We start from the raw sequence: 23,690 nt of genomic DNA, 5'->3' as shown, positions 1-23,690 counted from the left end.
TCGATGTTCTCGTGCGAGGCATTCGGTCCCAGCGCAGCGAAGACTAAGTCTTTGGTTGAGTTTTGGTGCGGGAAGGCGTTGCTATCCTGCTGGCACGGAAAGGGGAATTTCTATGACCATCGAGAATCTTTGGAGCACCCGGCCAGGTAGGCGGGCAGGCATCTTGGTCATGTTGGGACTGCTCACAGGTTCGGCCTATGCGGCCTATGCTCGATCGGCTGAAGGTAGTTCGAGCGACGAATCCGCGAGATGCGAGGCGCTCGCCAGTTACGTAGGCTGGGGAGTGCAGGTGGAAACTGCGCAGCTCGTTACGGAGAGTCGGGCACCTGCTGAAGACGGCAGCGGTCGTGCTGACCCAAGCCGTCCCATCCTGCCAGAGCATTGCTTGGTTCAGGGGGTAATCAACGAACGGACCGGGGTGGGCGGTCGTGAGTTCGGAATTGGTTTCGACCTGCGGATGCCGCTCGACTGGAACGGGCGTTTTGCCTTCCATGGCGGGGCGGGGATGGATGGCAGGCTCATGCCTGCTCTGGGAGACATTGCCAACACGGTGGATCCGTCCGCGCTCGAACGTGGATTTGCGGTGATTTCTACTGACGGTGGGCACCGGGGCCCGTTTACGGATTCGTCATTCGGCCTCGATCAGCAGGCGCGCATCGATTACGCCTACAACGCCCTTGAGAAGACTGCTCTGCTCGGCAAGGAACTGGTTGCCGACTTTTACGGGACGGAACCGTCCTATTCGTACATGCTGGGGTGTTCCAACGGCGGGCGGCAAGGGCTGGTTGCTTCGCAGCGAATGCCACTGCTGTTTGATGGCATCGTATCGGGCGACGCCTCGCTCGGATTCTCCCGCCTCGCAATCGGCGAAATGTGGAACGTCCACGTTCTGTCGCGCATTGCCCCGCGCGATGAGCAAGGGAGACCGATCTATTCTCAGGCCTTTTCCGACTCTGACCTTGAACTGGTGGAGACCGGCGTACTCAATCGCTGCGATGCACTGGACGGCCTCGAGGACGGGCTCGTTCACGACTGGCGTGGGTGCGATTTCGATCCTCAGGTTCTGACCTGCACCGCGGGAAAGACCGATTCCTGCCTTACCGGCGATCAGGTCACAGCCCTGCGCCTGCTGCACGAAGGACCACGCACCAGCGATGGTGAAGTGATCTATGGCAATTTCAACTATGATACGGGCATCGCTTCGGGCGCGTGGCGCGGCATGCGTCTGGGGACCTCGCAGACGGGAGATCCGAATTCGGCTGACGCAACCTTGGGGAGGGGACAGTTCTCGCTGTACCAGCTCACACCGCCGGATCCCGAATTCGATCCAACCGGTCCCGTCGACTGGGATGAAATGGTAGAGCGTGTGCGGCATACCGGTGCGATGGGGGACGGCGATTCCCCTTTCATCGGCACCTTTGCCGATCACGGCAAAATGATCGTTTACAATGGCTTGTCCGATCAGGGAATGTCCTCGGCTGAATTTGTGCGCTGGTACGAAGAGGCGATCGAGGTAAACGGCGAAGGCCTGCGCGATTCTGTGCGACTTTTTCTTGTACCGGGAATGACTCATTGTCTCGGTGGCGATGCGACTGACCAGTTCGACATGCTCGATGCGATCCAGGCCTGGGTGGAAGAGGGCAGGGAACCGGATCGCATCGTCGCTACCAGCCGATCGATGCCCGGAATTTCCCGTCCGCTTTGTCCGCACCCGCAAGTGGCGCGGTACGTCGGGGGCGATCCTGACAGCGCAGATAGCTTTGAATGTCGCGAATAGTGGCTCAGGGCATGAGCGCACTGTTTTCCGGGATGAGAGCGCCGCCATCGACCACGATGGTCTGTCCGGTGACAAATGCCGCCTGGTCCGACGCGAGGTAGAGCATGGCATAGGCTATGTCTTCCGGGGTGCCGAGGCGCTTGAGCGGTATCGCGCGCGCCATTTCTCGAGCTTGCTCCTCGTCGCCAAGTTCGTCCATCGCTTCGGTCGCGATGAGACCGGGCTCTACACCGTTTACGGTGATGGCGTCCTTGGCCAGTTCCATGGCTGCAGCGCGAATGAAGCCGTTCAGCCCCGACTTCGAGGCAGCATAGTGCGCCAGGCGAGGCAATGCGACGCGCGGACCGGTTACCGAGGAGGTAAAAAGAAGGCGGGGCGAGGTGGCACGCCGCAAATGTGGCAGCGCAGCTTGCGTTAGCCAGAATGCCGACAACAGGTTTACTGACATCACTTCTTGCAACTGCTGTTCGGAGATTGTCTCGATCTCAATCTGCGGGAAGATTCCGGCGTTATGGATGAGTATGTCCACACCGCCCTGCTCATCGGCTGCCCTGGCGACTGCTGCCGCGCATTCCGTCTGGTTTCCAATGTCGGCGCGGATCAGGCTCGCACATCCCCCTCTGGAGGTGATGATGCGCTTCGTCTTGCTTCCGGCCTCCTCGCCCCGCGTGACGATGACGACGTGCGCACCGGCATCTGCAAAGATTGTCGCGATCGCCCGGCCGATACCTCTGCCCGCGCCGGTAATCACGGCGACGCGGTCCTGCAGCACAAACGGCCTGTTGCCTTCTTTGGAATCCATAACCCACGGCATTCGATTTTTTGTTCGCGATGCCAATGGCCGATTCGGCCAAGTTTGATGCAATGAAGTTGATAGTTTGCGCCAATACCGTCGCGTAGAATCCGACTGCGCGTAGAGTGAGAGCATCCGTCCAGAGCAGGTGGGATTTTCAGGATATGCAGCAGATTTCAGCGCGAACCGATGATTCCACTGTCGCCGCGATCATTCTCGGCACGATCGGTGTTCTCAGCTTCATCGTTCAGCCTGGCCTGGTGCAAGGGTTTGTTACGGAATACGGGGCCACCGAGGCCGTCGCCAACGAACTGGCGTTTGCGGAGATGCTCGGCATTGCTTCGGCCACAATCCTGGCGGCGTTGATAGCCGATCGTATCAGTTGGCGGTTACAGTCATCGCTGGCCCTGGTCGTTGCAGCCCTTGGCTATATGTTTTCCGGGCTGGCTGCGGGCGGGGACATGCTCTCAATTGCTCGATTTGTGGCGGGGTTCGGGTCGGGTATCGTTATTTCGATCAGTTTTGTGGTCGTTGGCGCCACTGCACGTGCCGAACGCAATCTGGCCATTTATCTCGTCCTGCTTCTTACCTATGGCGCGCTCGGCTTGTGGGGAATGCCGACCATCCTCGATACTATCGGACTGGACGCTGTTTTCTTTGCCTGGGCGGCATTTTGCCTGATGGCCATAGCCGCAGCTCTGAAATTGCCGGCCCACGCAGTGAAGGACGACGGCCATGTGGCGCCCGATTTCGCAGGGTTCCAGATTCGCGCGACCTGGCCGGCAATCATGCTGACGCTCGCCGGCATTTTGATCTACAATGTTTCGGTTGGTATCGCCTGGGCCAATCTCTTCCTGATTGGCGTAGACGCCGGACTTGGTGAGCAGCCAATCGCCGATGCCTTGCTTATCTGTCAGTTTACGGCAGTCGGTGGCGCGCTTGGTGCGTTGTGGTTCGCCGAACGCGTCGGAAACTTTTGGCCGGTGCTTGTCGGGTTGCTTGGCGGGGCCGCGGCGATCGCTCTCACCTTGGGAAAGCCTGATTATGCGGCCTTTCTGATAGCGCTGATAGCTTTCAACACACTTTGGAATTTCGCCATGCCATTCATACTCGGCCTTGCAGCCAGTCTGACGCCGTCGGGCAGGCTCATGTCGACAGCCATAGCGTTCCAGATGCTCGGCCTTGCTTTTGGCCCGTTGGCAGCGAGTGCTTTGCTTGGCGAGACTGCAAGCTTCGAGCCCGTCAAGATTTTGTCGATAGCCACCATGCTGGTTCCGTTGGTGCTACTAGCATGGCCGCTGCTGCGGCGGAGTCGGGCCCGTGTGGAGGCGGCTGCCGTATCCGGCGGATCCTGATGCCGACCAGCTGATGCCGGTCGGTGGTGGACGCGTTTCCCACTCGGGATCTGTCCCGAGGGTCATGACAGCCGGCCGAAGTTTCTGACAACGCCTCGCGCGCATGAGCTGCAGGTGGTCAGGAGTTCTCCCTTGCGGTGATCTTGGTCGTGCTACGTTACCTTACAGTCGGCGCTGGCAACGCATAAAGACGCTTTAAAATAACACCTTGTGACTTGTTCGGGACGGCAATTAGGTTGTCCGCTTCTGCAAAGCAACAAGGCCGACAATACCGACATTCTCACCCTCGCGTCAGTCCCGATGCAATCAAAGAAGTGGGTCAGGTGGCGAGAGTCCGAGTTTGCAGGAGGCCGCCACCAAACTGGTTCAGGGGCCGTCAGTTCATGGAGTGGGCTTTTCATGACTGGGGCCGTGCAAGAAATGGGGTGCAAGATGACTTTTACAAAGAATATTGATTCACGCGTATTGACCGCTGGTGTCGCGCTTGCCGCTATGGCCTGGTCAACTTGTGCCGCTGCGCAGGATAGTGATGCCGGGGAGTCTTCGTCTGGCGACTTCGCGGGCAATACCATTATCGTGACAGCACAGCGCCAGGAACAGTCGCTGGACGATGTGCCGATCAGTGTGGCTGCGTTCGACACCCGCGCGATGGATGAGCGAGGTGTGCGCAGTATCGACGACCTTTCGCAGATTTCGCCTGGTCTCGTTATTCAGCGCAGCGATACCCGCAACGCCTCTGCCGCTCGGATTTCGATCCGCGGCATCAACTCGTCTGCGGGTGCGGCGACGACAGGTATCTATATCGATGACGTCCCCATCCAGGCGCGCAGCCTTGGTTATTCCAGCTACAGCGTATTTCCTCAGGTGTTCGATTTAGAGCGCGTCGAGGTCTTGCGTGGGCCGCAAGGGACGCTCTTCGGTGCCGGTGCGCAGGGCGGTGCCGTTCGCTTCATTACGCCTGCCCCGTCCCTCTATGATGTCTCGGCCTATGGCCGCGCCGAGGTGTCGACGACGGAGAACGGTGACGAAAGTTGGGAGGTCGGCGCTGCGATCGGTGTGCCACTGATCGAGGACAAGCTGGCGCTGCGCGTCAGTGCGTGGCATCGAACCGAAGGTGGCTATGTCGACCGCATGATGTACGACCGGCCTAACGGTGGAGGGCCGTACATTTCCTCCTTCTTCTTGCAGCACCCATATTTCCAGGCGTCCTATCCCGGCGTTCAGCCCGTCGATGGTACTCCGGAACCGACTACGGGCACCATCGTGGAAGAGGACTCCAACTATCTCGAAACTGATATCGTGCGTGCCGCGCTGCGATTTACGCCAATTGAGGAGCTCAATATTACTGCGTCGGTGTTCTACCAGAACACGTACAGTAACGACTCGGGGAATTACTGGCTCAACCTCTCCGATGTCGATGATCGAGATTTCGTGCAGGGTAACAACCAAGCGCAACCAAGCAGTGACGAGTTCTACATTCCTGCGCTTGAGGTGGAGTATGATGCCGGGCCGTTCTCAATCATTTCCAACACATCGTTCTTCAAGCGAGACCAGGAAGCGTTCAATGACTATACGGCTTTCGAACATTCGCTCTATTTCGGCTCCTACCTCTCTGACATCGACGAGTCGACTGACGCCTACCAGTTCAACGAACAGGAGAACTTCACGCAGGAATTGCGCTTCCAGTCCAATGGCGAGGGACCGCTCAGCTGGGTGCTCGGGTTTTTCTATACCGACAATTTCCAGGAAGCACGGCAGTACAACGACATCAGCACCTTGCCTGTACCCTTCCCATCCCAGGGTTGCCCGGCAAGTCCGTTTCCTCCGGGCTTCGTGACGCCGCCCTTCTGCTATGGTCCCCCGGTGACGGGCAGTGATCGCTCTCCGGTGGATGGCCCGGTTCTCGGCAATGCGCTCGATCCGATGACTCTGGACGAGACCCAGGCGGCCGTTTTCGCGCAGCTCGACTATGACATCACCGATCGTCTCACGTTGACGGCCGGCCTGCGGGTCGCCCAGACCGAAGTTGAAATTTCGGCAACGAACTATGGCCCGATCGTCGGTCCGACCCCGGTTATCGCAGAAGCTCAACAGAACGAGACGCCGATCACTCCCAAATTTGGCCTGAACTACCAGATCAATGACGATACGCTGGTTTACGCGAGTATCGCGAAGGGCTTCCGCACGGGCGGTGGCAATCCTGAGATTGGCCAAGGGTGTAACCTCAGCCTCGCGAACAACAACTTGAGCTTCTACAACTCCGACAGCTTGTGGAGCTATGAAGTCGGCGCCAAGGCCGGGTTCTTCGACAATCGCGTGCGGATCAACGCGAGTGGTTACCACATCGATTGGGACAATATTCAGCAAAGCATCGGCCTGCCGTGCGGGTTCCAGTTCGTTATCAACGGGGGGTCAGCGGTCAGCCGCGGTTTCGATGCCGACATTACGGTATGGGCAACCGATAACCTCATGCTGAGCACCGCGTTCGGCTACAACCATACCGAGTTCCAGGAAAACGTGCTCAATCCCGCGGGACCCGGCAACCTGCTGTCGGAAGGAGATCGCGTTGCCGGTTCTCCGTGGCAAATTGCCACCAGCGCCATGTATGAGCTGCCGCTGGGTTCGGTGGACAGCTATCTGCGTGCCGACTGGAACTATCTTTCCGGTTGGCCAGATGACCTTATCAACCAGAATCCCAACAACAACAGCTTCAACCCTGCACTTCGAGTTCAGCCAGGTTATCATCAGGTCAACTTCCGGGCGGGCGTGAGGCTGGATACGTTCGATCTCTCGCTGTTCGTTCGGAACGTCTTCAACGATGCTCCCGAACTTGGCTTCAGCCAATCGCCAGCTCCGTTCAGCGGAGTGGGTCCGAACCTGCTCCAGGCCGTCACCTTGCGGCCGCGGACTTTCGGGCTGACGCTCGTCGGTCGCTACTGACAAGAGAAAGGGAGGCGTCGAGCAGACGCCTCCCTTTCCAGCTTTCGAGATCGCCGCAAATCCAATCCAATCCAATCCAGTTGAGGTGCTCCTAATGCCAAACAAGATATCCAAGGTAGCGACATCTTTGTGCCTTGCCATGACCTGGGCAAGCGCTGCCACCGCGCAATCCGCCGAGGAACGCGCGGTCGCTATCGAGGAACCCGCGACCGTGGTTATCGTGAACGGGCGGGTGATGACTCCCGACGGGTTTGAAGAGGCCGTAGCGATCGAGAACGGCATTATCGTGGCGGTGGGCTCGAATGACGAAATCTCGGGCTTCGCGGGCTCTGCCACCCGGATTCTGGATGCGCAGGGAGGAGCGGTTCTGCCCGGCTTCCATGACCTCCACGTGCATTCGATCGGTGGCGGAATGTCGCAGACTGCCTGCGGATTCAGGCCGGCGGCTTCGCCAGAAGAAATTCGGCAGGCGGTTGCGGGATGCGTTGCAGAGAGCGAGGACGGCGAGTGGATTCAGGGGGGCAACTGGATCGCCAACGTCTTTGCTGATGGCCAGCAGACGAAAGAATTTCTCGACGAAGTCGCGCCGAACAATCCGGTCATGCTGTCCGATGAATCGCATCACAGTGCCTGGGTCAATTCGGCGGCGCTTGCCGCTGCCGGCGTCACGCGCGACACCCCCGATCCCGTCAATGGGCACATAGAACTCGACGCCGAGGGTGAGCCGACCGGGGTGCTGCGTGAAGCGGCGATGGGATTGGTATCCCGGGTAGTTCCACCGCCAACCACCGAAGCGATGGCAGAGGCGCTTGGCATCGCTGCCGATCTCATGTTGTCCTACGGTGTGACTTCCTACACGGATGCGGGGCTTAATCCCGTTAGCATGCAGGTCATTTCTGATGCCAGCCGGTCCGGCGATATCAGATTGCGGATACGCGGTTGCATGATGTGGAATCCCAACACGCCGGACGGTGGCGAAAGTGCGCTGGCAACGATCGCCAGCCGTCATATCTATGCCACCGATCGTTTCACGCCCGACTGCGTCAAGACCGGCCTCGACGGGGTTCCGACAGAAAGCCACACCGCCGCAATGCTGGAGCCCTATGCGCATTCCGAGGAAACCGGGATGAACAGCATTGCCCCGGAGGTTCTGTTCCCAGCCGTCATCGACTTTGATCGACAGGGCCTGCACGTGAAGTTCCACGCCGCGGGCGATGCGGCGGTTCGCAACGCGATCAATGCCATTGAGGCGGCACGGTCCGCCAACGGTGCTGGTGGGCCATTTCACGACGTAGCCCATGCCAGCTTCGTGTCGCCATCCGACGTCGACAGGGTGACCGAGCTCAATGCCAGTTGGGAGTTCTCACCCTACATCTGGTATCCTTCCACCATCACGCGAGACATTGTCCAAGCGATTGGACCCGAGCGGATGGAGCGTTGGATCCCGATTGCCGATGCGCTTGACGCGGACGCCCTCGTAGGTGCCGGTTCCGACTGGTCAGTGGTACCGTCGATCGATCCGTGGTTGGCGATCGAGACCATGGTCACGAGGCAATTACCGGGTGGAAGCGACGAAGCACTTGGCGCTGGCCAGGCCGTTTCGCTCGAACAGGCCTTGCAGATCTTTACGCTCAACGGAGCCAGGATCATGCAGCAGGCGGACCGGGTTGGCACGATCGAGCCCGGCAAGTTTGCCGACATCTTCGTGACGCTTCAGGACCCGTTTTCCATGCCGGTGACAGAGCTCCACAATGTCGAGGTGCGCTGGACCTTCATCGAGGGTGAGGTGGTCTACGATTCCACGACGCCGCCGGCTTCGCTCGAAGGCGTCAACCGTTAGAAAAGACGCCTCCAGGCGTGATCTCCGGTTTCCTTCGAATCCGAACTTGTCTGCGCCGATTGGTAAACTGAGGAGACGGCAATGGCGCCCTTTTCCAGCCTGACTCGCAGATCGATGCTCGTCGGAGCTGGCTGGGTGGGGGCGTGGGGGGCCTTGCCGTTTCACCCTGCCATCGCCTTATCGGGCAATCCCGATCCCGCCGCAGTAGTTGCAACGACCACCGGAAAGATACGGGGCGGACTCGTGCGGGGAGTCCATGTGTTCCGCGGTGTTCCCTTCGGCGAGCCAACGGGAGGTGAAAACCGTTTTCGGTACCCGCGGGCGCGAAGGGCTTGGGCGGGTGTCCGTGATTGCCTGCAATTCGGCGATCGTGCGCCGCAGGAGTTCGTGACGCTCGAACCGGCCAGGACCTCCGATGATCTTCGCCGCAATATCGATGACACCATGCCAACCTTCCAGGATGGCATGAGCGAAGACTGCCTCAACCTCAACCTGTGGACCCCGACCTTGGAGCGTGACGCGGGACTACCGGTCCTCGTCTGGCTGCATCCCGGAGGTTTCGAGTTCGGCAGCGCCAATCTTGCGTTCAGTGACGGCACCAACATCGCGCGGCGCGGTGATGCCATTGTCGTAGGGATAAATCACCGTCTCGGTGCACTGGGGTTCCTCCATCTTTCAGACCTCGTCGGTGACGGCCATTCGCACAATGGGAATCTCGGACTGCACGATATCATCCTTGGCCTGAAATGGGTCCGCGACAATATCGAGAGCTTTGGTGGCGATCCGCAACGCGTGTTGATCTTCGGTGAATCCGGAGGTGCGCGCAAGGTATCGACATTGCTGGCCATGAGAGAAGCTAAGGACTTGTTTTCGCGGGCTGCTATGCAAAGTGGCCCCGGCATTCGTTTCCCTTCGAACGAAAACCAGACGAGACGCGCAGAACTTGTGCTCGAGGAACTCGGTCTCGCCCGGAACGAGGCTGCACGGCTGCGCGATGTTCCCGCCGAGCTGCTGGTGCGTGCGGGGGTAAGGGCGGGGCAGCGCATACGAGCCCAACTGGAGCCGGGGGTGCCATTCTACGAAACCTACGGTTTTGCGCCGGTTGTCGGCAGCGGGCTTGAAAATGCGCCGTTCGATCCGGCGGCACCCGAGACTGCCCGCAATGTCCCCATTATGATCGGCACCAATCGCCATGAAATGTCGTTATCGTACACTGCCGATCGGCGGTTTGATCTGGTCGACCGCGAACAACTTGAGGGCGAAGCGGAGCGAATCGCGGGCCGCCATGCCGACCTTCTCCTCGCGGGTTACCGGCAATCCTATCCCGAGGTATCGAACCGGGACTTGCTGCTCTTGATGACGGCCGATCATTCGCATCGGAAGGATTCGATAACTCTGGCAGAGCGCAAGCTGCAGCTGGGCGGCGCAGACGTGTTCATGTACCGCTTCGACTGGGAGAGCCCCGTTTTTGGCGGGCTCATGAAGGCTGCGCACACCTATGAAATTCCACATGTATTCGATAACACGCAGCTGTGCGCCGGGATGACCGGCGGGACTGCGGATGCTTTGGTGCTAGCGCAGAGGATGAGCGATGCGTGGGTGAATTTCGCACGCGATGGCAGTCCGCAAACGCCAGACCTGCCGGAATGGCAGGCCTACAACCTGACCACGCGTACGACGATGGTATTCGACAATGACTGTCGCGCCGTTGCTGATCCGGGGCGGGCGGAACGCTTGTTGTGGCGAAAGGTTGAAAGCGAGCAAGGACTCTGGTCATGAACTTAAGCGGCCTGCGCCTCTTGCTATTGCGCAGGCCACTTTTGTCCCATTGCCTTACAAGGGCATTGGTCAGTCAGCCGCGCGGAAGTCCGGATCACCTGTGACAAACTTGCCGGCCAACATCGTGCCCAAAACCTGCGTCTGGTGCACCGTCTCGATCGGGACTTCGAAAATGTTGCGATCAAGAACGATAAGGTCGGCGATCTTTCCTGGCTCCAGCGTTCCGACTACGTCTGAACGATGCATGTGCCGGGCTGCATTGATGGTGAACATGTCGAATGCTTCTTCGACCGTGATCGCTTCGCTTCCGCCGACCTGTGGGCCATCCGTAGCACCGGGGGCTCGCCGCGTGACCAGGGTTTCGATTGCCAGCCAGGGGTTGATGGAGGGGACTACATTCCAGTCCGAACCAACCACGGTAAAGGCACCGGCATCGATCGCCTCTCGCACCGGGATGAAGCGCTCCATGCGTTCCTCGCCAATCGCCTGGGTTATTCCCGTCACAATAGGTGAAGGGAACCAGATGTAGGGCGAGAACTCGAGTACGGCGTCAATCTCGGCTGCACGGGCCAAGTCTTCTGTCGCAACAAAACTGTTGTGCGATACGTTGTGAAGAATCCCGGTTTGGCCATTGGCTTCGCGCGCGGCTTCGATCGCATCGAGGCTTTGTCGCACGGCTGCGTCTCCCGCGGCATGCAGCTTCACCGTCAGCCCCATGGCGTCGTAGCGGATAAGTTGCCGATCGAGAGACTCGCTCTCCACGAACAGCATACCGCGGTCGCTCCGTTCGGCGTGGCCGGCATGGGTGTCCGCGTAGGCATCCAGCATGGCTGCCGTGTGGCTGTCAGTCGGGACGCCATCGGTGATCAGTTTTACGCAAGACGGTGAGAAGCGATCGCGTGCATATACCTGTCGGCTTGCGATCAAGGCCTGATCACCACCTATCACGCACCCTCGAACATAGGGCAGCAGCTCACGACTGTCGGCCAAGTCGGCATAGGCCTGTGCCACGGTGCCCGAAACCAATGCGTCCTCGAACGATGTGATGCCGAAACTCAGGATATAGTCCAGAGCGGAGCCCAGCGCCTGGGCATTTTGTTCACGCGTCGGCGGCGGAACCAGCCGTGCCACAAGTTGGCTGGCGGATTCGCGCAGAACGCCGGTCGGATCGCCATTCCTATCCCGTTCGATGATCCCGCCTTCGGGATCGGGCGTGTCGCGATCGATCCCCGCCATTTCGAGCGCGAGAGAGTTGGCCCAGGAACTGTGGATGCTGACATCGGTCAGCAGGACGGGATTGTCTGGGGCAACACTGTCGAGCATTTCCCTCGTCGGTGTCACACCAAGCGCTGCGGGTTCATATGCCCGGCCGGTTATCCATTCGCCGGGCAACTTTTCAGCGACGCAGGCCTGCACTGCCTGCAAGGCTTCGTCGATCGTGCTATCCGGGTTCACCTGGCATTGCATGGCGGCCATGCCGCCGCTCAACGGGTGAACGTGCATGTCGTGTAGTCCGGGAAGCACAGTCCGCCCGGCAAGGTCGATCACCCGCGCGCCGGGAGCGGCGATTGCCCGGACAGTGGCTTCATCGCCCATCGCCAGGATTACGCCGTCGCGTAGCACCATCGCCTCGGCCCAGGTTTCGTCCATCCTGATTTCGCCGTTGACGAGGATCGTGTCGGCGCTTGGTGCTGCAACCTCGCCACCACCTAGCTGCGCATGGGCGGGTGTCGGCAGCGAGGTGGCCAAAGCGGATGCCGTGCAGGCAAGGAGGAAGCTACGCGGAATCATCAAAATTGACTCCTTGAATTGCCGGCATTTTCGCCAGCATCCAAAACCTTCTCGCCTTCGATATAGACTTCGAGGACGTTGGTGCGGTGAATCTGCGTCAGTGGGATCTCGAATATGTTCTGGTCGAGGATGAGGAAGTCAGCGAGCTTTCCGGTTTCGAGAGTTCCCAGAACCGACAGCTCGCCGCGACTGCGGGCCGCGTCATGCGTGAATAGGTCGAACGCATCTTCAAGGCTGATACGCTCGTCCTCGCCGAGGATTGGGCCACCACCTCCCGGCACCTGCCTCGTGACCAGCGTCTCGATCGCCAGCCAGGGATTGGCGGACGGCGTTACCGGCCAGTCCGACCCCGGCACCGAGTTTGCACCAAGGGTCAGGGCGTCGCCGACTGGAACCCAACGTGCCATGCGTTCTTCGCCAACTGCCCGCTCGATATCCACCGTAATGGGCGAGGGAAACCAGATATAGGGCGAAAACTCGAGCGTTGCACCAACTTCGCGGGCGCGCTCGATGTCACTCATCTGTGCAAGGCTTGTGTGCCCCACGTTGTGCATGTGCGGAGTGAACCCGTTTGCTTCACGTGCAGCTGCGATGGCATTGACGCCAGCACGTACTGCAGCGTCGCCTGCCGCATGAAATTTCACGGTCAGGCCCCGCGCGTCGAGGTCAGTCACCAGTTCGTTCAGCTCATCTTCGGGTATCATGAGGAGGCCCCGCTCGCGCCCTTCATAGCCGGCGTTATCGTGAGGCATGTAGGGATCGACCATCGCTGCCGTCCTGCCATCGGTTGGCACACCGTCCAGCATGATCTTCACGCAGGAAGGATCAAACCGGGGACGCCTGAACAAGGCCCGGTCGGCAATGAGACCTGGATCGCGCACCATCATGCAGCCCCGTACGCGCTGGTGCAGCCGCCCCTCGTCGGCAAGCTGGGCATAGGCAAGCGCGCCCGCTCGTGACAAGCCGGCATCGTCGAAGCTGGTAATGCCATAGGTCAGCAGGTGATCGAGCCCCCAGGCGAGGGCTTCGCGGTTCTCCTCAAGCGTCGGTCCGGGTATCTGTGAGTATACTAGCCGTGACGCACTTTCGCGCAAAATGCCGGTGGGCAAGCCGTCAGCGCCACGCTCGATCACGCCGCCTTCCGGATCGGGCGTGTCGCGGTCAATCCCGGCAATTTCGAGCGCGCGCGAATTGGCCCAGGTAGAATGGCCGCTGATATCGAAGAACAGCATCGGCTGCTCTTCGGAGATTTCGTCCAGCATGTAGCGGTTTGGCGGGGTCTGTCCGAACGAGGCATTATCGTGGCCATTGCCAACGACCCATTCATCGTCCCCTTTGTCTGCCGAGCACTCGCGAATGGTGGCGAGGACCTCGTCCCTTCCACTTCCCTGCGCGAGGGCGCAATTGCGCGCGTTGAGGCCCGCGCCCAGTGGATGGACATGCATGTCGTAAAGGCCGGGAACAACCAACCTCCCGCCAGCATCGAGGATTTCAGTGCTTTCGCCGAGGAACTGTTCGACTTCTGCTCGCGTTCCGATCGCGATGATCGCGCCGTCCTGGATGGCCATGGCGTCTGCCCATCCTTCGCCGGACAGGATCCGGGCATTGCTCACCATAAGCTCGGCTTGCGGGTCGGGAACCCGCTCACCCGGGCCGTGAAACTGGGCACCAGCTCCGCTCGCCGTCAGCAGGGCACCCGTTGTAACAAGCCATTTCAGTGAACCCATACTACCGTACTCCTGCTCTTTGCCGAGAGGTCAGGCTGGCAGGCATATCGGCGACCGACTACTCAACCAAAGGCTTAGAAGGCGGCAATCGCTCAAACTTGGCCGGAAATACAAAGCGCGGGCTCGGGATCTTCAGGAGACATGTCGTGAGAAGGACGCGGAGGCAGAGGGTTCCATATGCTACCGATACCCGGTTCAGTCATTGATCAATTGCTTGCTTCAATTCGCGACCTGATGCCCATCGCCGGTGCGAGCTGCTACTTCGTTGACGAGCAGGGACGCCCCTTCGGACACAGGCTGGATGGTTTGTCGCGCGAACAATTGCAGGAATACCGGCAGGACTACTGCGAATGCGATCCCTTCCTTCCTGCCCTGCATCAGCCTTCGGGGAAAGACATCGTCGCGCTGCAGGATATTTCAGCGCACCGCGACATTGCCGGCTATCTCGAGGGCTTCTTGCATCGTCATGGTTATTGCGACGAAGTGGAGATGTTTTTCAGAAGGCCTGACGGACGCATCGCCATGGGTATCGGCATGATTCGCGACGAGCGATCAGGGCGGTTTCGTGCCAGCGATCTCGAGTTGATCGAGAAGGTGAAGCCGTTCCTGCATCTGGCGCTCGCCGCCTATCTGAACGCCAGTACAGATGACGCAAAATGGCGTGCCTCAGCCTTCGCCAGCCAGTTGACCAATCGTGAAGTGGAGGTCGTCCAGCATCTGCTCAGTGGCGCAAGCAACCGGGAAATCGCCAACCTGTGCAACGTCACAGTCGCCACGGTTAAGGCGCATTTTTTCAATATCTTCGGTAAAACCGGGGTTTCATCCCGGACGGAACTGGTGACGAGGCTTCTCAGCCATTGAACGGGTCATGTCAGAATAACTGCACCGCTTGCGGATTGATGCGGCACGGGTAGGGCGATTGGATGCCCAGACGTCGCAAACCGGATAGCCCATTCAAACGTTTCAACTCATCGCCCGTGGTCATTCGGCTCGTTGTCATGATGTACGTCCGCTTCCCGCTGGGTTTGCGCAATGTAGAGGACCTGCTGTTTGAGCGAGGCATAGATATTTGCCACGAGACCGTGAGGTTTTGGTGGAACCGTTTTGGCCCGATGTTCGCGGCTGACATCAAGCGCCAACGGATCAGTAGGATGCGAGACTTCACGCATTGGCGCTGGCACCTCGATGAGGTCTTCGTGAAGATCAATGGCGAGACGCACTACCTATGGCGCGCGGTCGATCATGAGGGCGAGATCCTCGAAAGCTACGTCACCAAGAAACGCGACAAATCGGCCGCTTTGCGGTTCTTCAAGAAGACGCTGAAGCGGCACGGGCGAGCCGAGACCATCGTCACCGACGGCCTCAAATCCTACCCTGCTGCGATGCGCGAACTGGACATCGAAAATTGGCGCGAAATGGGCAGATGGCTCAACAATCGAGCCGAGAATTCGCACTTACCGTTTCGACGAAGAGAGCGGGTCATGCAGCGGTACCGCAGGATGAAAAGCTTGCAGAAATTCGCCTCGGTCCACGCCAATTTTTACAATCACTTTGATACTCAGCGCCACCTCGTAAATCGCCAGACCTACAAAGCAGCTCGCTCAGCCGCCTTGGCTGAGTGGCAGAAACTTGCGGCCTGAATTCTGGACGGCAAAGGCCGAGTTGTGCAAATCGGAGACGAGTTGCCGTTAGACTGACAGCACCATTGCAACGGGCGATGGAAAAATTGCCGGTTCAGCCTTTGAACTTGAGATAGGCTAGCGCCATCCGGGCCAGTTCGCCCTTGGTGACGCGCCAGACATCGACGTCGCCCGATTCCGCCGTTGCGCCCAAGCCGAATTGACGGACCATGGTGGCGAAGATGATCTGGAAGATGGCTTCGGCCTTGATGGCCTTGTCGGCGCCGCCAATTTCCTTCTCGAAGCTCATGATGGCGTCGATCGACATGGCCGCGGACTTGCGCGCGGTTTCCCGCCCTGGGCCGGATACCGCCGGATCGAAGGACGCGCGTTGCATGATCGTGCGCAGCAACGGGGCATTGTCCGCCAGGAAAGCGCTGTAGCGGTCGATATACATGGTCAGGAACTCGGAGAGGTCGCTCGCTTGCGCCAGCACCAGGTCGAGCATGGCCTTCTCGCTCTCGATCACCGTGGTCAGTTCCTGCGCGATCACTGCGTGAATCAGCCGGTCCTTGCTTTCGAAGCGCAGGTAGATCGAGCCGATCGACACGTTGCCGCGGTCGCTGACGTCTTGCAGGGTGAAGTCGTCGCTGCCCCGTTCCAGCATCAGCGCCTTGGTCGCGTCGAGCATGCGTTCGAACGAAGCAAGGCTGCGGCCCTGGCGCGGTTTCCGGCTGGGAGCACCTTCGGCGAGCGCAGCGGTTTCTGGTCCGATGATTGACATATCTGCTCCAATCGCTCAAAGGAATAAGAACTGCAATTCTAATTTTGATTCGTGGATCGGTTTTGATTCGATAACGGTTTGGAATTGTGGGTGGAGAGAGATGTGAAGAGGATTTGGGAAGCCTGAGATCGGGTGTTGCTGACGGGCGGAAGGCGCCAACGAGCACGCCAATGTATCCATAGAATTGATAGCGATTGATGGAAACATACAATTTGCTTCGATGTCTGGACTGCGCGATCACTGATCAGGTGGGAGAGATGCAAGACCAGGCTGCACGCGACGTGGCGGCGCCGAACTAAATCAGAGGATGTTGGCTGGCGGCAAACCGTCAGTCGCCGTGAAAAGGCGCAAACCAGAAAGATCAGAAAACGCGGTGCCGCCGGCGCCGTCTGGGAGGATGTAATGAAGATCATTTCGAACAAGTCGTTGCTGTTTGTCGGCTGCGCCGCAATGGCAATGTCGGTCCCTGCCATGGCGCAGGACGGGGAAGAAGGCGTACAGGCCGATTCCACCATTTACGTGACCGCGCAGAACCGCACCGAAGACGTGCAGGATGTGCCAATTGCCATGGACGTCGTCGGGAGCGACGAGCTGGCCGCAGCCGGTTTCAGCAGCGCCAACGACCTGACCGCGATTGCTCCGGCCGTACAGGTCGTGCAGGACCAGGGTACGGTGAAGATCACCCTGCGCGGCATCGGCACCACGTCGAACGACGAAGCGCAGGACACCTCGGTGGTCGCCAACATTGATGGCGAATACATCAACCGTCCCAACGTGCTGGGCATCGCCCTGTTCGACCTCGACCGCGTCGAAGTACTGCGCGGCCCGCAGGGCACGCTCTATGGTCGTAACTCGACTGCTGGTGCGATCAACTTCATCATCCGTCGCCCCAGCGGTGAATTCGGTTTCAACGCCTAGGTATCCTACGGCAACTATGACGCCGTTCGTGCTGACGCAGGTATCGACATCCCGGTCGGCGACATTGGCGGCCTACGTATCTCCGGCTTCTACGAAGATCGGGACGGCTATGTTGAGCACCCGGCAGGCTACGGCTTCGGTCCGTTCCCGGCTTTCGCTGGTGGCGCTTCCGACGACAACAACGCATTCGGTGGCCGCACTACGCTGCTGCTCGAAAGCGATGACGGCCTGACCTTCCAGATCGCCGCCGAATATGCCGAGCGCGAGTTCACTCCGTAGGCGTTTGCCTTTGGCGATCTCAATGGTGCTGGCAACGGTCCTACCGGCCCTGGCTGTAACGCAAGCGGTTACGAGCCGGTTGCCCCGGCATATACCCAGACGCTCTGCGTCCCCTCGGGCACCAACTTCCTCGACGGTATCGACCGCGGCGAATATGCTTCGCCCGGCTTCGGCTTGGGTCTTATCCAGGACGAGACCTGGGCTGTGCGTGGGCGCCTATCCTATGAATTCAGCCCTGCTGCGACCCTGAGCTACATCGCCGGTATTCGCGGCTTCTCGGCTGACGACAGCAACTTCGTCACCCTGCCGGTGGCTTACCGCAGCTTCACGTTCATGGATGAAGCCGAAACGCAGAGCCATGAGCTGCGCCTGAACGGCGAGTTCGACAACGGCATCGTCTACCAGGTCGGTGCCTTCTACTTCAACGAAACGCAGGACCGCGAAAGCGGCTTCTTTCTGCCGATCGGCAACAACGGTACTTTCCTCAGCTACTTCGGTCGTGACGTCGAAAGCGAGAGTACCTCTGTCTTCGGCCAGATCGAAGTTCCGTTGGGCGATGTGCTGACGGCAGTTGGCGGCATCCGATACACCGACAACGAGCGTTCGGCAGTCTACCTGAACGGTTCGCCGTTCGGTGCCGGCCCGCCTGACTCCTACCTGTTCAACGCAGGTCCGGCCCGCAAGGACTTCAACCAGATGGCCTTCCTGTCCACGCTCAACCTGGGCAGCCAGGATGACCGTGTGACCTGGCTGGCCGGCCTGAACTACGAGCCGAACCCCGACACCCTGTTGTTCGCCAAGGTTTCGACCGGCTTCAAGGGCGGCGGTTTCGACTCGGTCGGTACCTATGAACCCGAAACCAACATTGCCTACGAAATCGGCGGCAAGTTCACCTTCGGCAACATGGGCCAGTTCCAGCTGAACACCGGTGCCTTCTACTACGACTACTCGGGTTTGCAGGTCTCCGTCCTGCTCGACACGACTGTCGGCGGCCAGACCTTCAACGCCGGTGCGGCAACGATCTGGGACCAGGAAGCGGACTTCGTCGCCGAACTGACGCCAAACACCGTGTTCGACCTGTCGGTGAACTACCTCAGCGCCGAGTACGACGAGCTGTTTGCCCAGTTCAACGTCTTCACCGTTTCCGGTACCGGCGACGATATCAACGGTATCGGTGACCTTGATCCGACGACGGTCGCCGTGGAATCGCCCAACTTCGCTGGCAACACCGCGCCGTTCTCGCCGGAATGGGTGATCCGCGCAGGTCTGAACCACACCTTTGACCTGGGCAATTCCGGCTCGCTGACCGCTGGTGTCTCGACCACGTTCAAGAGCTCCTACTTCACCGACTTCTACAACTATTCGGACGGTGAGCAGGGCAGCTAAACGCAGACCGACCTGCTGCTTTACTGGCGCTCGGCGAACGACATGTTCGGCATCCAGCTGTTCGCTCGCAATCTCGAAAACGAGCGTCTGCTGACCTACGGCAGCTTCGTCTCGGCCGGTCCGGACGATATCTTCAACTGGCAGTTCGGCACGCCGCGTACCTACGGTGTCCGCTTGCTGGTCGACTACTAAGTACCTGATTACCGGGGGACGGATTGGCGACTGTCCCCCGCCATCCGGCAGCCTGCCGACCGTTGAAAGGTTGGCAGCAATGCGACTGTCGTCGTGTGTCGAATGGCAATTTGCCGAAGCCGGGGATGGCCTCCCCGAAAGGATCCGGGCGGCAGCAGCCGCGGGATACGAACTGGCCGAATTCCATCTCTGGCGTGACAAGGACCTGCCCGGCATTGCCGCGGCCATGGCCGAGACGGGCGTCGCCCTGACCGGCATCTGTGTCGACCCGCGCCGTTCCATCGTCGATCCTGCCGAGCATGGCGAAATGCTCGCCGCCGTGGCCGATACGCTGGCCGAAGCGGTGAAGCTGGGCTCACCCCCGCTGATCGTTGCCTCGGGCTTCCGCGTTGAGGGCATGAGCGAGGAGGAACACTTCGCCAATGCCGTGTGGGTGCTGAAACGCGCCGCCGCGCTGGCCGAGGAGGCCGGCGTCACGCTGGTGCCGGAACCGCTCAACACGGAGCTGTTCGCGACCATGTACCTCGTCGACACCAAGCTGGGCCTCGACCTGGTGGAAGCCGTGAACAGCCCGCGCCTCAAGCTGCTCTACGATGTCTACCACAGTCGCGTGATGGGCGAGGACCCGCGCGAGGTTCTGGCCGGCCGCATGCACCTGGTCGAACACGTTCAGGTCGCGGGATGCCCAGGCCGCAACGAGCCGGGCACGGGCGACCTCAACTATGCCGAGGTGATGCAGGCGCTGGCCGACCTTGGCTACAGCGGTCCCATCGGGCTCGAATACTTCCCCACCATGCCGAGCGAGCAATCGCTCGCCAAGGCACGCGAGGCGCTGGGTGGCTGACGCCGCTCCGCTCCGCTCCGCCCGCTCGAGCGCTGGAGCTAAGGGGGGCGTTCGCCTGGGCAGCGACCGAACTATCTGCCGACAGCACCACCGCCTTGACGCCCGAAGTGCCGAAGTCGATGCCGAGAAACACGATGATACCCTCCCGCAGATCAGGGCTATGACCCTTGACGCAAGGGTTGTTATCAAACTAGAATAAGCATTACAAATTGTTTGGGAGAGTGAGAATGCGGCGCCTCAGGATGGGCATGATTGGCGGCGGGCCGGGGGCCTTTATCGGTCCGGTGCATCGCTTCGCCGCCGAGCTGGATCGCGAGATCGAGCTGGTGGCGGGTGTGTTCTCTTCAGACCCCGATCGGTCGCGTTCTGCTGCCGCCCAGTACCTGATCGATCCGGCCCGCGCCTATGGTTCGCTGGACGAGATGTTCGCCGCCGAGAAAGCGCGGGAGGACGGGATCGACTTCGTCTCCGTGGTCACGCCCAACCACAACCACCTGCCTTCGGCGCGGGCAGCGCTGGCAGCGGGCTTGCCGGTGATGACCGACAAGCCGCTGACCGCCACGCTCGCCGAAGCGCAGGAGTTGGCGGGACTGGTGGCATCGGCTGGCCTGCCGTTCGGCGTCACATTCACCTACACCGGCTATCCGCTTGTCCGCGAAATGCGCGAGCGGATCGCGGCGGGCGCTATCGGGACCTTGCGCAAGGTGGTAGTCGAATATCCGCAAGGCTGGCTGTCACAGCCCGCAGAGGGCAAGCAGGCCGAATGGCGCGTCGATCCGGCGCAAGCGGGCGCGGGCGGCTGTATCGGCGATATCGGCGTCCACGCATTCAACCTCGCCGAGTTCGTTACGGGTCAGAAGGTCAAGTGCCTGCTGGCAGACCTTGCCGCCGTGGTGCCGAACCGCGCGCTCGACGACGATTGCGCCGTGCTGCTGCGCTTTGCCAATGGTGCGCGAGGCGTGCTGCTGGCCAGCCAGATCGAGGTGGGCGAACTCAACGGACTGCGCATCCGCTGCTACGGAGACAAGGGCGGGATGAACTGGAAGCAGGAAGAGCCCAACTCCTTCCTGCAACACCAGGCCGATGGCCGCACCGAAGTGGTGCGCGCCGGCGATGCTTCGCTCGGCCCGCTCGCAGCCAGCTTCACCCGCACGCCTGGTGGCCATCCCGAAGGCTACCTCGAGGCCTTCGCCAATATCTACCGCGATTTCGCCGCCAAGCTGCGCGGCGAAGACGCGCCATGCTTGCTGGGCATCGCCGAAGGGCTGCGCGGCATGGCCTTCATCGATACCGCCGTCCGCGCCAGCAATGCCGAGGCGGGTTGGGTGGACCTCAACGTCTGATTACCGGGAGAGAGCACATGAAAACGATCAAGGGACCGGCGATCTTCCTCGCCCAGTTCGCGGGCGACACAGCCCCGTTCCACTCGCTCGATGCGATCTGCGGATGGGTCTCGGGCCTAGGCTACAAGGGCATCCAGGTCCCCAGCTGGGACGGGCGTCTGTTCGACCTCGAGAAGGCTGCCGACAGCCAGGACTACTGCGATGAGGTGGCAGGTGTCGCCGCCTCGCATGGCCTCGAAATCACCGAGCTATCCACCCACCTGCAGGGCCAGCTGGTTGCCGTGCATCCTGCCTACGATGCCATGTTCGACGGCTTCGCGGCGGAACACGTACGTGGCAACCCGAAGGCGCGGCAGGAGTGGGCGGTCGACCAGGTGAAGAAGGCGGGCACGGCCAGCAAGCGTCTGGGACTCAACGCCCATGCCAGTTTCTCGGGTGCGTTGGCTTGGCCCTACATCTACCCTTGGCCGCAGCGGCCCGCCGGACTGGTGGAAGACGCCTTCGACGAACTGGCACGTCGCTGGCTGCCAATCCTCGACCACTTCGACGATTGCGGCGTGGACGTCGCCTACGAAATCCACCCCGGTGAAGACCTCCACGACGGGATCACCTACGAGATGTTCCTGGAGCGGGTGAACAACCATCCGCGTGCCAACATCCTCTACGATCCCAGCCACTTCGTGCTGCAATGCCTCGACTATCTCGATTACCTCGACATCTACCACGAGCGCATCAAGTGCTTCCACGTGAAGGACGCCGAGTTCAACCCGACCGGGCGGCAGGGCGTCTACGGCGGCTACCAGTCATGGGTCGAGCGCGCTGGACGGTTCCGTTCGCTGGGAGATGGGCAGGTCGACTTCTCGGCAATCTTCTCCAAGATGGCGCAGTACGATTTCGCCGGCTGGGCCGTGCTGGAATGGGAATGCGCGCTGAAGCACCCTGAACAGGGCGCGGCAGAAGGTGCACCGTTCATCGCCGACCACATCATTCGCGTGACCGAACATGCCTTCGATGACTTCGCCGCCGGCAGCGCCGACCGCGATCTCAATCGCCGGGTAATGGGGATCGACTAGCCCCAGTTGGGGTCCTGGCCGGCCTTCCACTTGATGGAACAGCCCGCGCTGGGCACTTGCGGCTGCGGCGCGGGCTGGCCTGCTAGTACGGCATCGGCGGCGCGGCGCAGGTCTTAGCCGGTAACCGGCAGGCTGCGGCGGTATGGCTCCGTACCCTCCATCGGCGGATGTGGCAGGCCCGGGCGGGATACTCGCCATGACGCGCCAGCTGGCCATGGAAGGTGCCCCTCACGGCATCCGCGCGAATACCATCAGTCCGGGCTTTATCCTGACCGAAGCCACGAGCCGCCATATGGAGGCCGAACCTGCGCTAAAGGAAAAGGTCTTGGCCAAGAACATGCTTAAGCGACTGGGAGAGCCCGAAGACATCGCCTTCTGTGCCATCTGGCTGGCCAGCGACGAGGCATGTTATGTCACCGGCGGAGATTTCCCGGTCGATTCTGGAGCAGCCGCCTGGTAGCCTAGACCACCAGCACGCGGCCGCAGTGTTTTTCCAGCAGGGCGCGGACTTCGTCATTGATGCCGCTGTCGGTGACAACCACGTCGATCCGGTCGAGCGGGCAGACGATGGCACCGGAGGAAACGGCAAACTTGCTCGAATCCACCAGCAATACGACCTCGTCCGACGCTTCCAGCAGGCGGCGCTGGCTGGCGACGAGTACGGTGTCCGCCTGGAAGATGCCGCGCGCGCTGACGGCTGCCGCGCCGATGAACAGGCGGGCGGCGTGGAATTCGGGCATCGAGTGCTCGCCGGAGGGGGCGAGGATGATGTTCTGTTCGCGGAAGATCGTGCCTGAAGGCACCAGAAGCGTCGTGCCATCCTGCGGCAGCAGCGCATTGATGATGTGCAGCGAGTTGGACAGCACCTGCAGGTCTTTCCCCGCCAGGTGCTCGCACATCTGGTAGGTGGTGCTGCCACCGTCGATGATCACGCCCTGCCCGGGTTGGCACAACTGTGCAGCGGCCTTGCCTATCGCACACTTGGCGGCAAGGTTCAGCGCGATCGACTTGGCGAACGGCGTGCCCTTCAGGGCCAACGGCGAGATTGTGTCCTCTTCCGTCTCCACCGCCTTCGCTCCGCCATGGACACGCCGGATGCGCCCCTGTTCCTCCAGCCGCGCAAGGTCGCGGCGGATGGTCGCGGGGGAGGCAGCCAGGCTCGCCTCCAGTTCACGATAACTGACGAAGCCGCTTCCGGACAGCGCCTCCAGGATCAGTTTCTCGCGTTCAGCGGCGTGCATGATCTGACC

Annotated in this window: 19 protein-coding genes; 14 read left to right on the top strand and 5 right to left on the bottom strand. The window is 60.6% G+C overall.

From position 1 onward, the window contains the following. Positions 1 to 112 precede the first annotated feature (112 nt). On the top strand, positions 113 to 1,777 hold the full coding sequence (locus tag AAEO60_RS10505; protein ID WP_341673669.1) for a DUF6351 family protein: 1,665 nt from the start codon (positions 113 to 115) through the stop codon (positions 1,775 to 1,777). A gap of 4 nt (positions 1,778 to 1,781) precedes the next feature. Here AAEO60_RS10505 and AAEO60_RS10500 read toward each other — a convergent pair whose 3' ends face one another. Further along, a complete protein-coding gene (locus tag AAEO60_RS10500; protein WP_341673668.1) occupies positions 1,782 to 2,579 on the bottom strand; it encodes an SDR family oxidoreductase in 798 nt (265 codons plus the stop codon). 155 nt (positions 2,580 to 2,734) lie between these two features. Between AAEO60_RS10500 and AAEO60_RS10495 the strand changes: the two genes are divergently transcribed. The 4 genes from AAEO60_RS10495 to AAEO60_RS10480 all read left to right on the top strand — a co-directional run bounded on the left by AAEO60_RS10495 (position 2,735) and on the right by AAEO60_RS10480 (position 10,484). Continuing rightward, positions 2,735 to 3,925: an MFS transporter gene (locus tag AAEO60_RS10495; RefSeq protein ID WP_341673667.1), complete on the top strand. Its 1,191-nt coding sequence runs from the start codon at positions 2,735 to 2,737 to the stop codon at positions 3,923 to 3,925. A gap of 399 nt (positions 3,926 to 4,324) precedes the next feature. Continuing rightward, on the top strand, positions 4,325 to 6,865 hold the full coding sequence (locus AAEO60_RS10490; RefSeq protein WP_341673666.1) for a TonB-dependent receptor: 2,541 nt from the start codon (positions 4,325 to 4,327) through the stop codon (positions 6,863 to 6,865). 94 nt (positions 6,866 to 6,959) lie between these two features. Beyond that, the gene (locus AAEO60_RS10485; RefSeq protein WP_341673665.1) at positions 6,960 to 8,705 is read left to right on the top strand and encodes an amidohydrolase; all 1,746 of its coding nucleotides are present in this window, start codon (positions 6,960 to 6,962) and stop codon (positions 8,703 to 8,705) included. A gap of 81 nt (positions 8,706 to 8,786) precedes the next feature. Beyond that, on the top strand, positions 8,787 to 10,484 hold the full coding sequence (locus tag AAEO60_RS10480; protein ID WP_341673664.1) for a carboxylesterase/lipase family protein: 1,698 nt from the start codon (positions 8,787 to 8,789) through the stop codon (positions 10,482 to 10,484). 69 nt (positions 10,485 to 10,553) lie between these two features. On the opposite strand, the gene AAEO60_RS10475 is transcribed toward AAEO60_RS10480, so the two are convergent. Both AAEO60_RS10475 and AAEO60_RS10470 read right to left on the bottom strand, forming a co-directional pair. Then, positions 10,554 to 12,275, bottom strand: a complete 1,722-nt coding sequence (locus AAEO60_RS10475) for an amidohydrolase (protein WP_341674676.1) — start codon at positions 12,273 to 12,275, stop codon at positions 10,554 to 10,556. Continuing rightward, on the bottom strand, positions 12,275 to 13,843 hold the full coding sequence (locus AAEO60_RS10470) for an amidohydrolase (RefSeq protein WP_341673663.1): 1,569 nt from the start codon (positions 13,841 to 13,843) through the stop codon (positions 12,275 to 12,277). The genes AAEO60_RS10475 and AAEO60_RS10470 overlap by 1 nt, the downstream gene beginning before the upstream one ends. A gap of 336 nt (positions 13,844 to 14,179) precedes the next feature. Between AAEO60_RS10470 and AAEO60_RS10465 the strand changes: the two genes are divergently transcribed. Then, positions 14,180 to 14,863: a helix-turn-helix transcriptional regulator gene (locus tag AAEO60_RS10465; RefSeq protein WP_341673662.1), complete on the top strand. Its 684-nt coding sequence runs from the start codon at positions 14,180 to 14,182 to the stop codon at positions 14,861 to 14,863. A gap of 62 nt (positions 14,864 to 14,925) precedes the next feature. After that, entirely contained in the window at positions 14,926 to 15,642 is a 717-nt protein-coding gene (locus AAEO60_RS10460) for an IS6 family transposase (protein ID WP_341673661.1), read from the top strand. A 94-nt stretch (positions 15,643 to 15,736) separates the two neighbouring features. Here the strand turns inward: AAEO60_RS10460 and AAEO60_RS10455 are convergent, their stop codons facing one another. Beyond that, positions 15,737 to 16,405, bottom strand: a complete 669-nt coding sequence (locus AAEO60_RS10455; protein ID WP_341673660.1) for a TetR/AcrR family transcriptional regulator — start codon at positions 16,403 to 16,405, stop codon at positions 15,737 to 15,739. A 402-nt stretch (positions 16,406 to 16,807) separates the two neighbouring features. Here AAEO60_RS10455 and AAEO60_RS10450 point away from each other — a divergent pair, with 402 nt between their 5' ends. The 7 genes from AAEO60_RS10450 to AAEO60_RS10420 all read left to right on the top strand — a co-directional run bounded on the left by AAEO60_RS10450 (position 16,808) and on the right by AAEO60_RS10420 (position 22,900). Further along, positions 16,808 to 17,323: a TonB-dependent receptor plug domain-containing protein gene (locus tag AAEO60_RS10450; RefSeq protein WP_341673659.1), complete on the top strand. Its 516-nt coding sequence runs from the start codon at positions 16,808 to 16,810 to the stop codon at positions 17,321 to 17,323. A 417-nt stretch (positions 17,324 to 17,740) separates the two neighbouring features. After that, positions 17,741 to 18,988 carry a TonB-dependent receptor domain-containing protein gene (locus tag AAEO60_RS10445; protein WP_341674675.1) on the top strand — a complete coding sequence of 416 codons (1,248 nt, stop codon included), beginning with the start codon at positions 17,741 to 17,743 and terminating at the stop codon, positions 18,986 to 18,988. 42 nt (positions 18,989 to 19,030) lie between these two features. Continuing rightward, a complete protein-coding gene (locus AAEO60_RS10440) occupies positions 19,031 to 19,180 on the top strand; it encodes a hypothetical protein (protein ID WP_341673658.1) in 150 nt (49 codons plus the stop codon). A 79-nt stretch (positions 19,181 to 19,259) separates the two neighbouring features. Then, positions 19,260 to 20,024: a TIM barrel protein gene (locus tag AAEO60_RS10435; RefSeq protein ID WP_341673657.1), complete on the top strand. Its 765-nt coding sequence runs from the start codon at positions 19,260 to 19,262 to the stop codon at positions 20,022 to 20,024. Between the two features lie 227 nt (positions 20,025 to 20,251). After that, on the top strand, positions 20,252 to 21,367 hold the full coding sequence (locus tag AAEO60_RS10430) for a Gfo/Idh/MocA family protein (RefSeq protein ID WP_341673656.1): 1,116 nt from the start codon (positions 20,252 to 20,254) through the stop codon (positions 21,365 to 21,367). Positions 21,368 to 21,384: 17 nt separating this feature from the next. Beyond that, entirely contained in the window at positions 21,385 to 22,440 is a 1,056-nt protein-coding gene (locus AAEO60_RS10425) for a sugar phosphate isomerase/epimerase family protein (protein WP_341673655.1), read from the top strand. 196 nt (positions 22,441 to 22,636) lie between these two features. Beyond that, entirely contained in the window at positions 22,637 to 22,900 is a 264-nt protein-coding gene (locus tag AAEO60_RS10420) for an SDR family NAD(P)-dependent oxidoreductase (RefSeq protein WP_341673654.1), read from the top strand. Between the two features lies 1 nt (position 22,901). Here the strand turns inward: AAEO60_RS10420 and AAEO60_RS10415 are convergent, their stop codons facing one another. After that, positions 22,902 to 23,681, bottom strand: coding sequence for a DeoR/GlpR family DNA-binding transcription regulator (locus AAEO60_RS10415; protein WP_341673653.1), 780 nt, complete (start codon positions 23,679 to 23,681; stop codon positions 22,902 to 22,904). Between the last annotated feature and the right edge of the window lie 9 nt (positions 23,682 to 23,690).

It is taken from the genome of Aurantiacibacter gilvus (assembly GCF_038289935.1).
Classification (GTDB): Bacteria; Pseudomonadota; Alphaproteobacteria; order Sphingomonadales; family Sphingomonadaceae; genus Alteraurantiacibacter; species Alteraurantiacibacter gilvus.
Note: the sequence above shows the minus strand (reverse complement) of the source record. Positions and strands in the feature narration are given on the sequence as shown.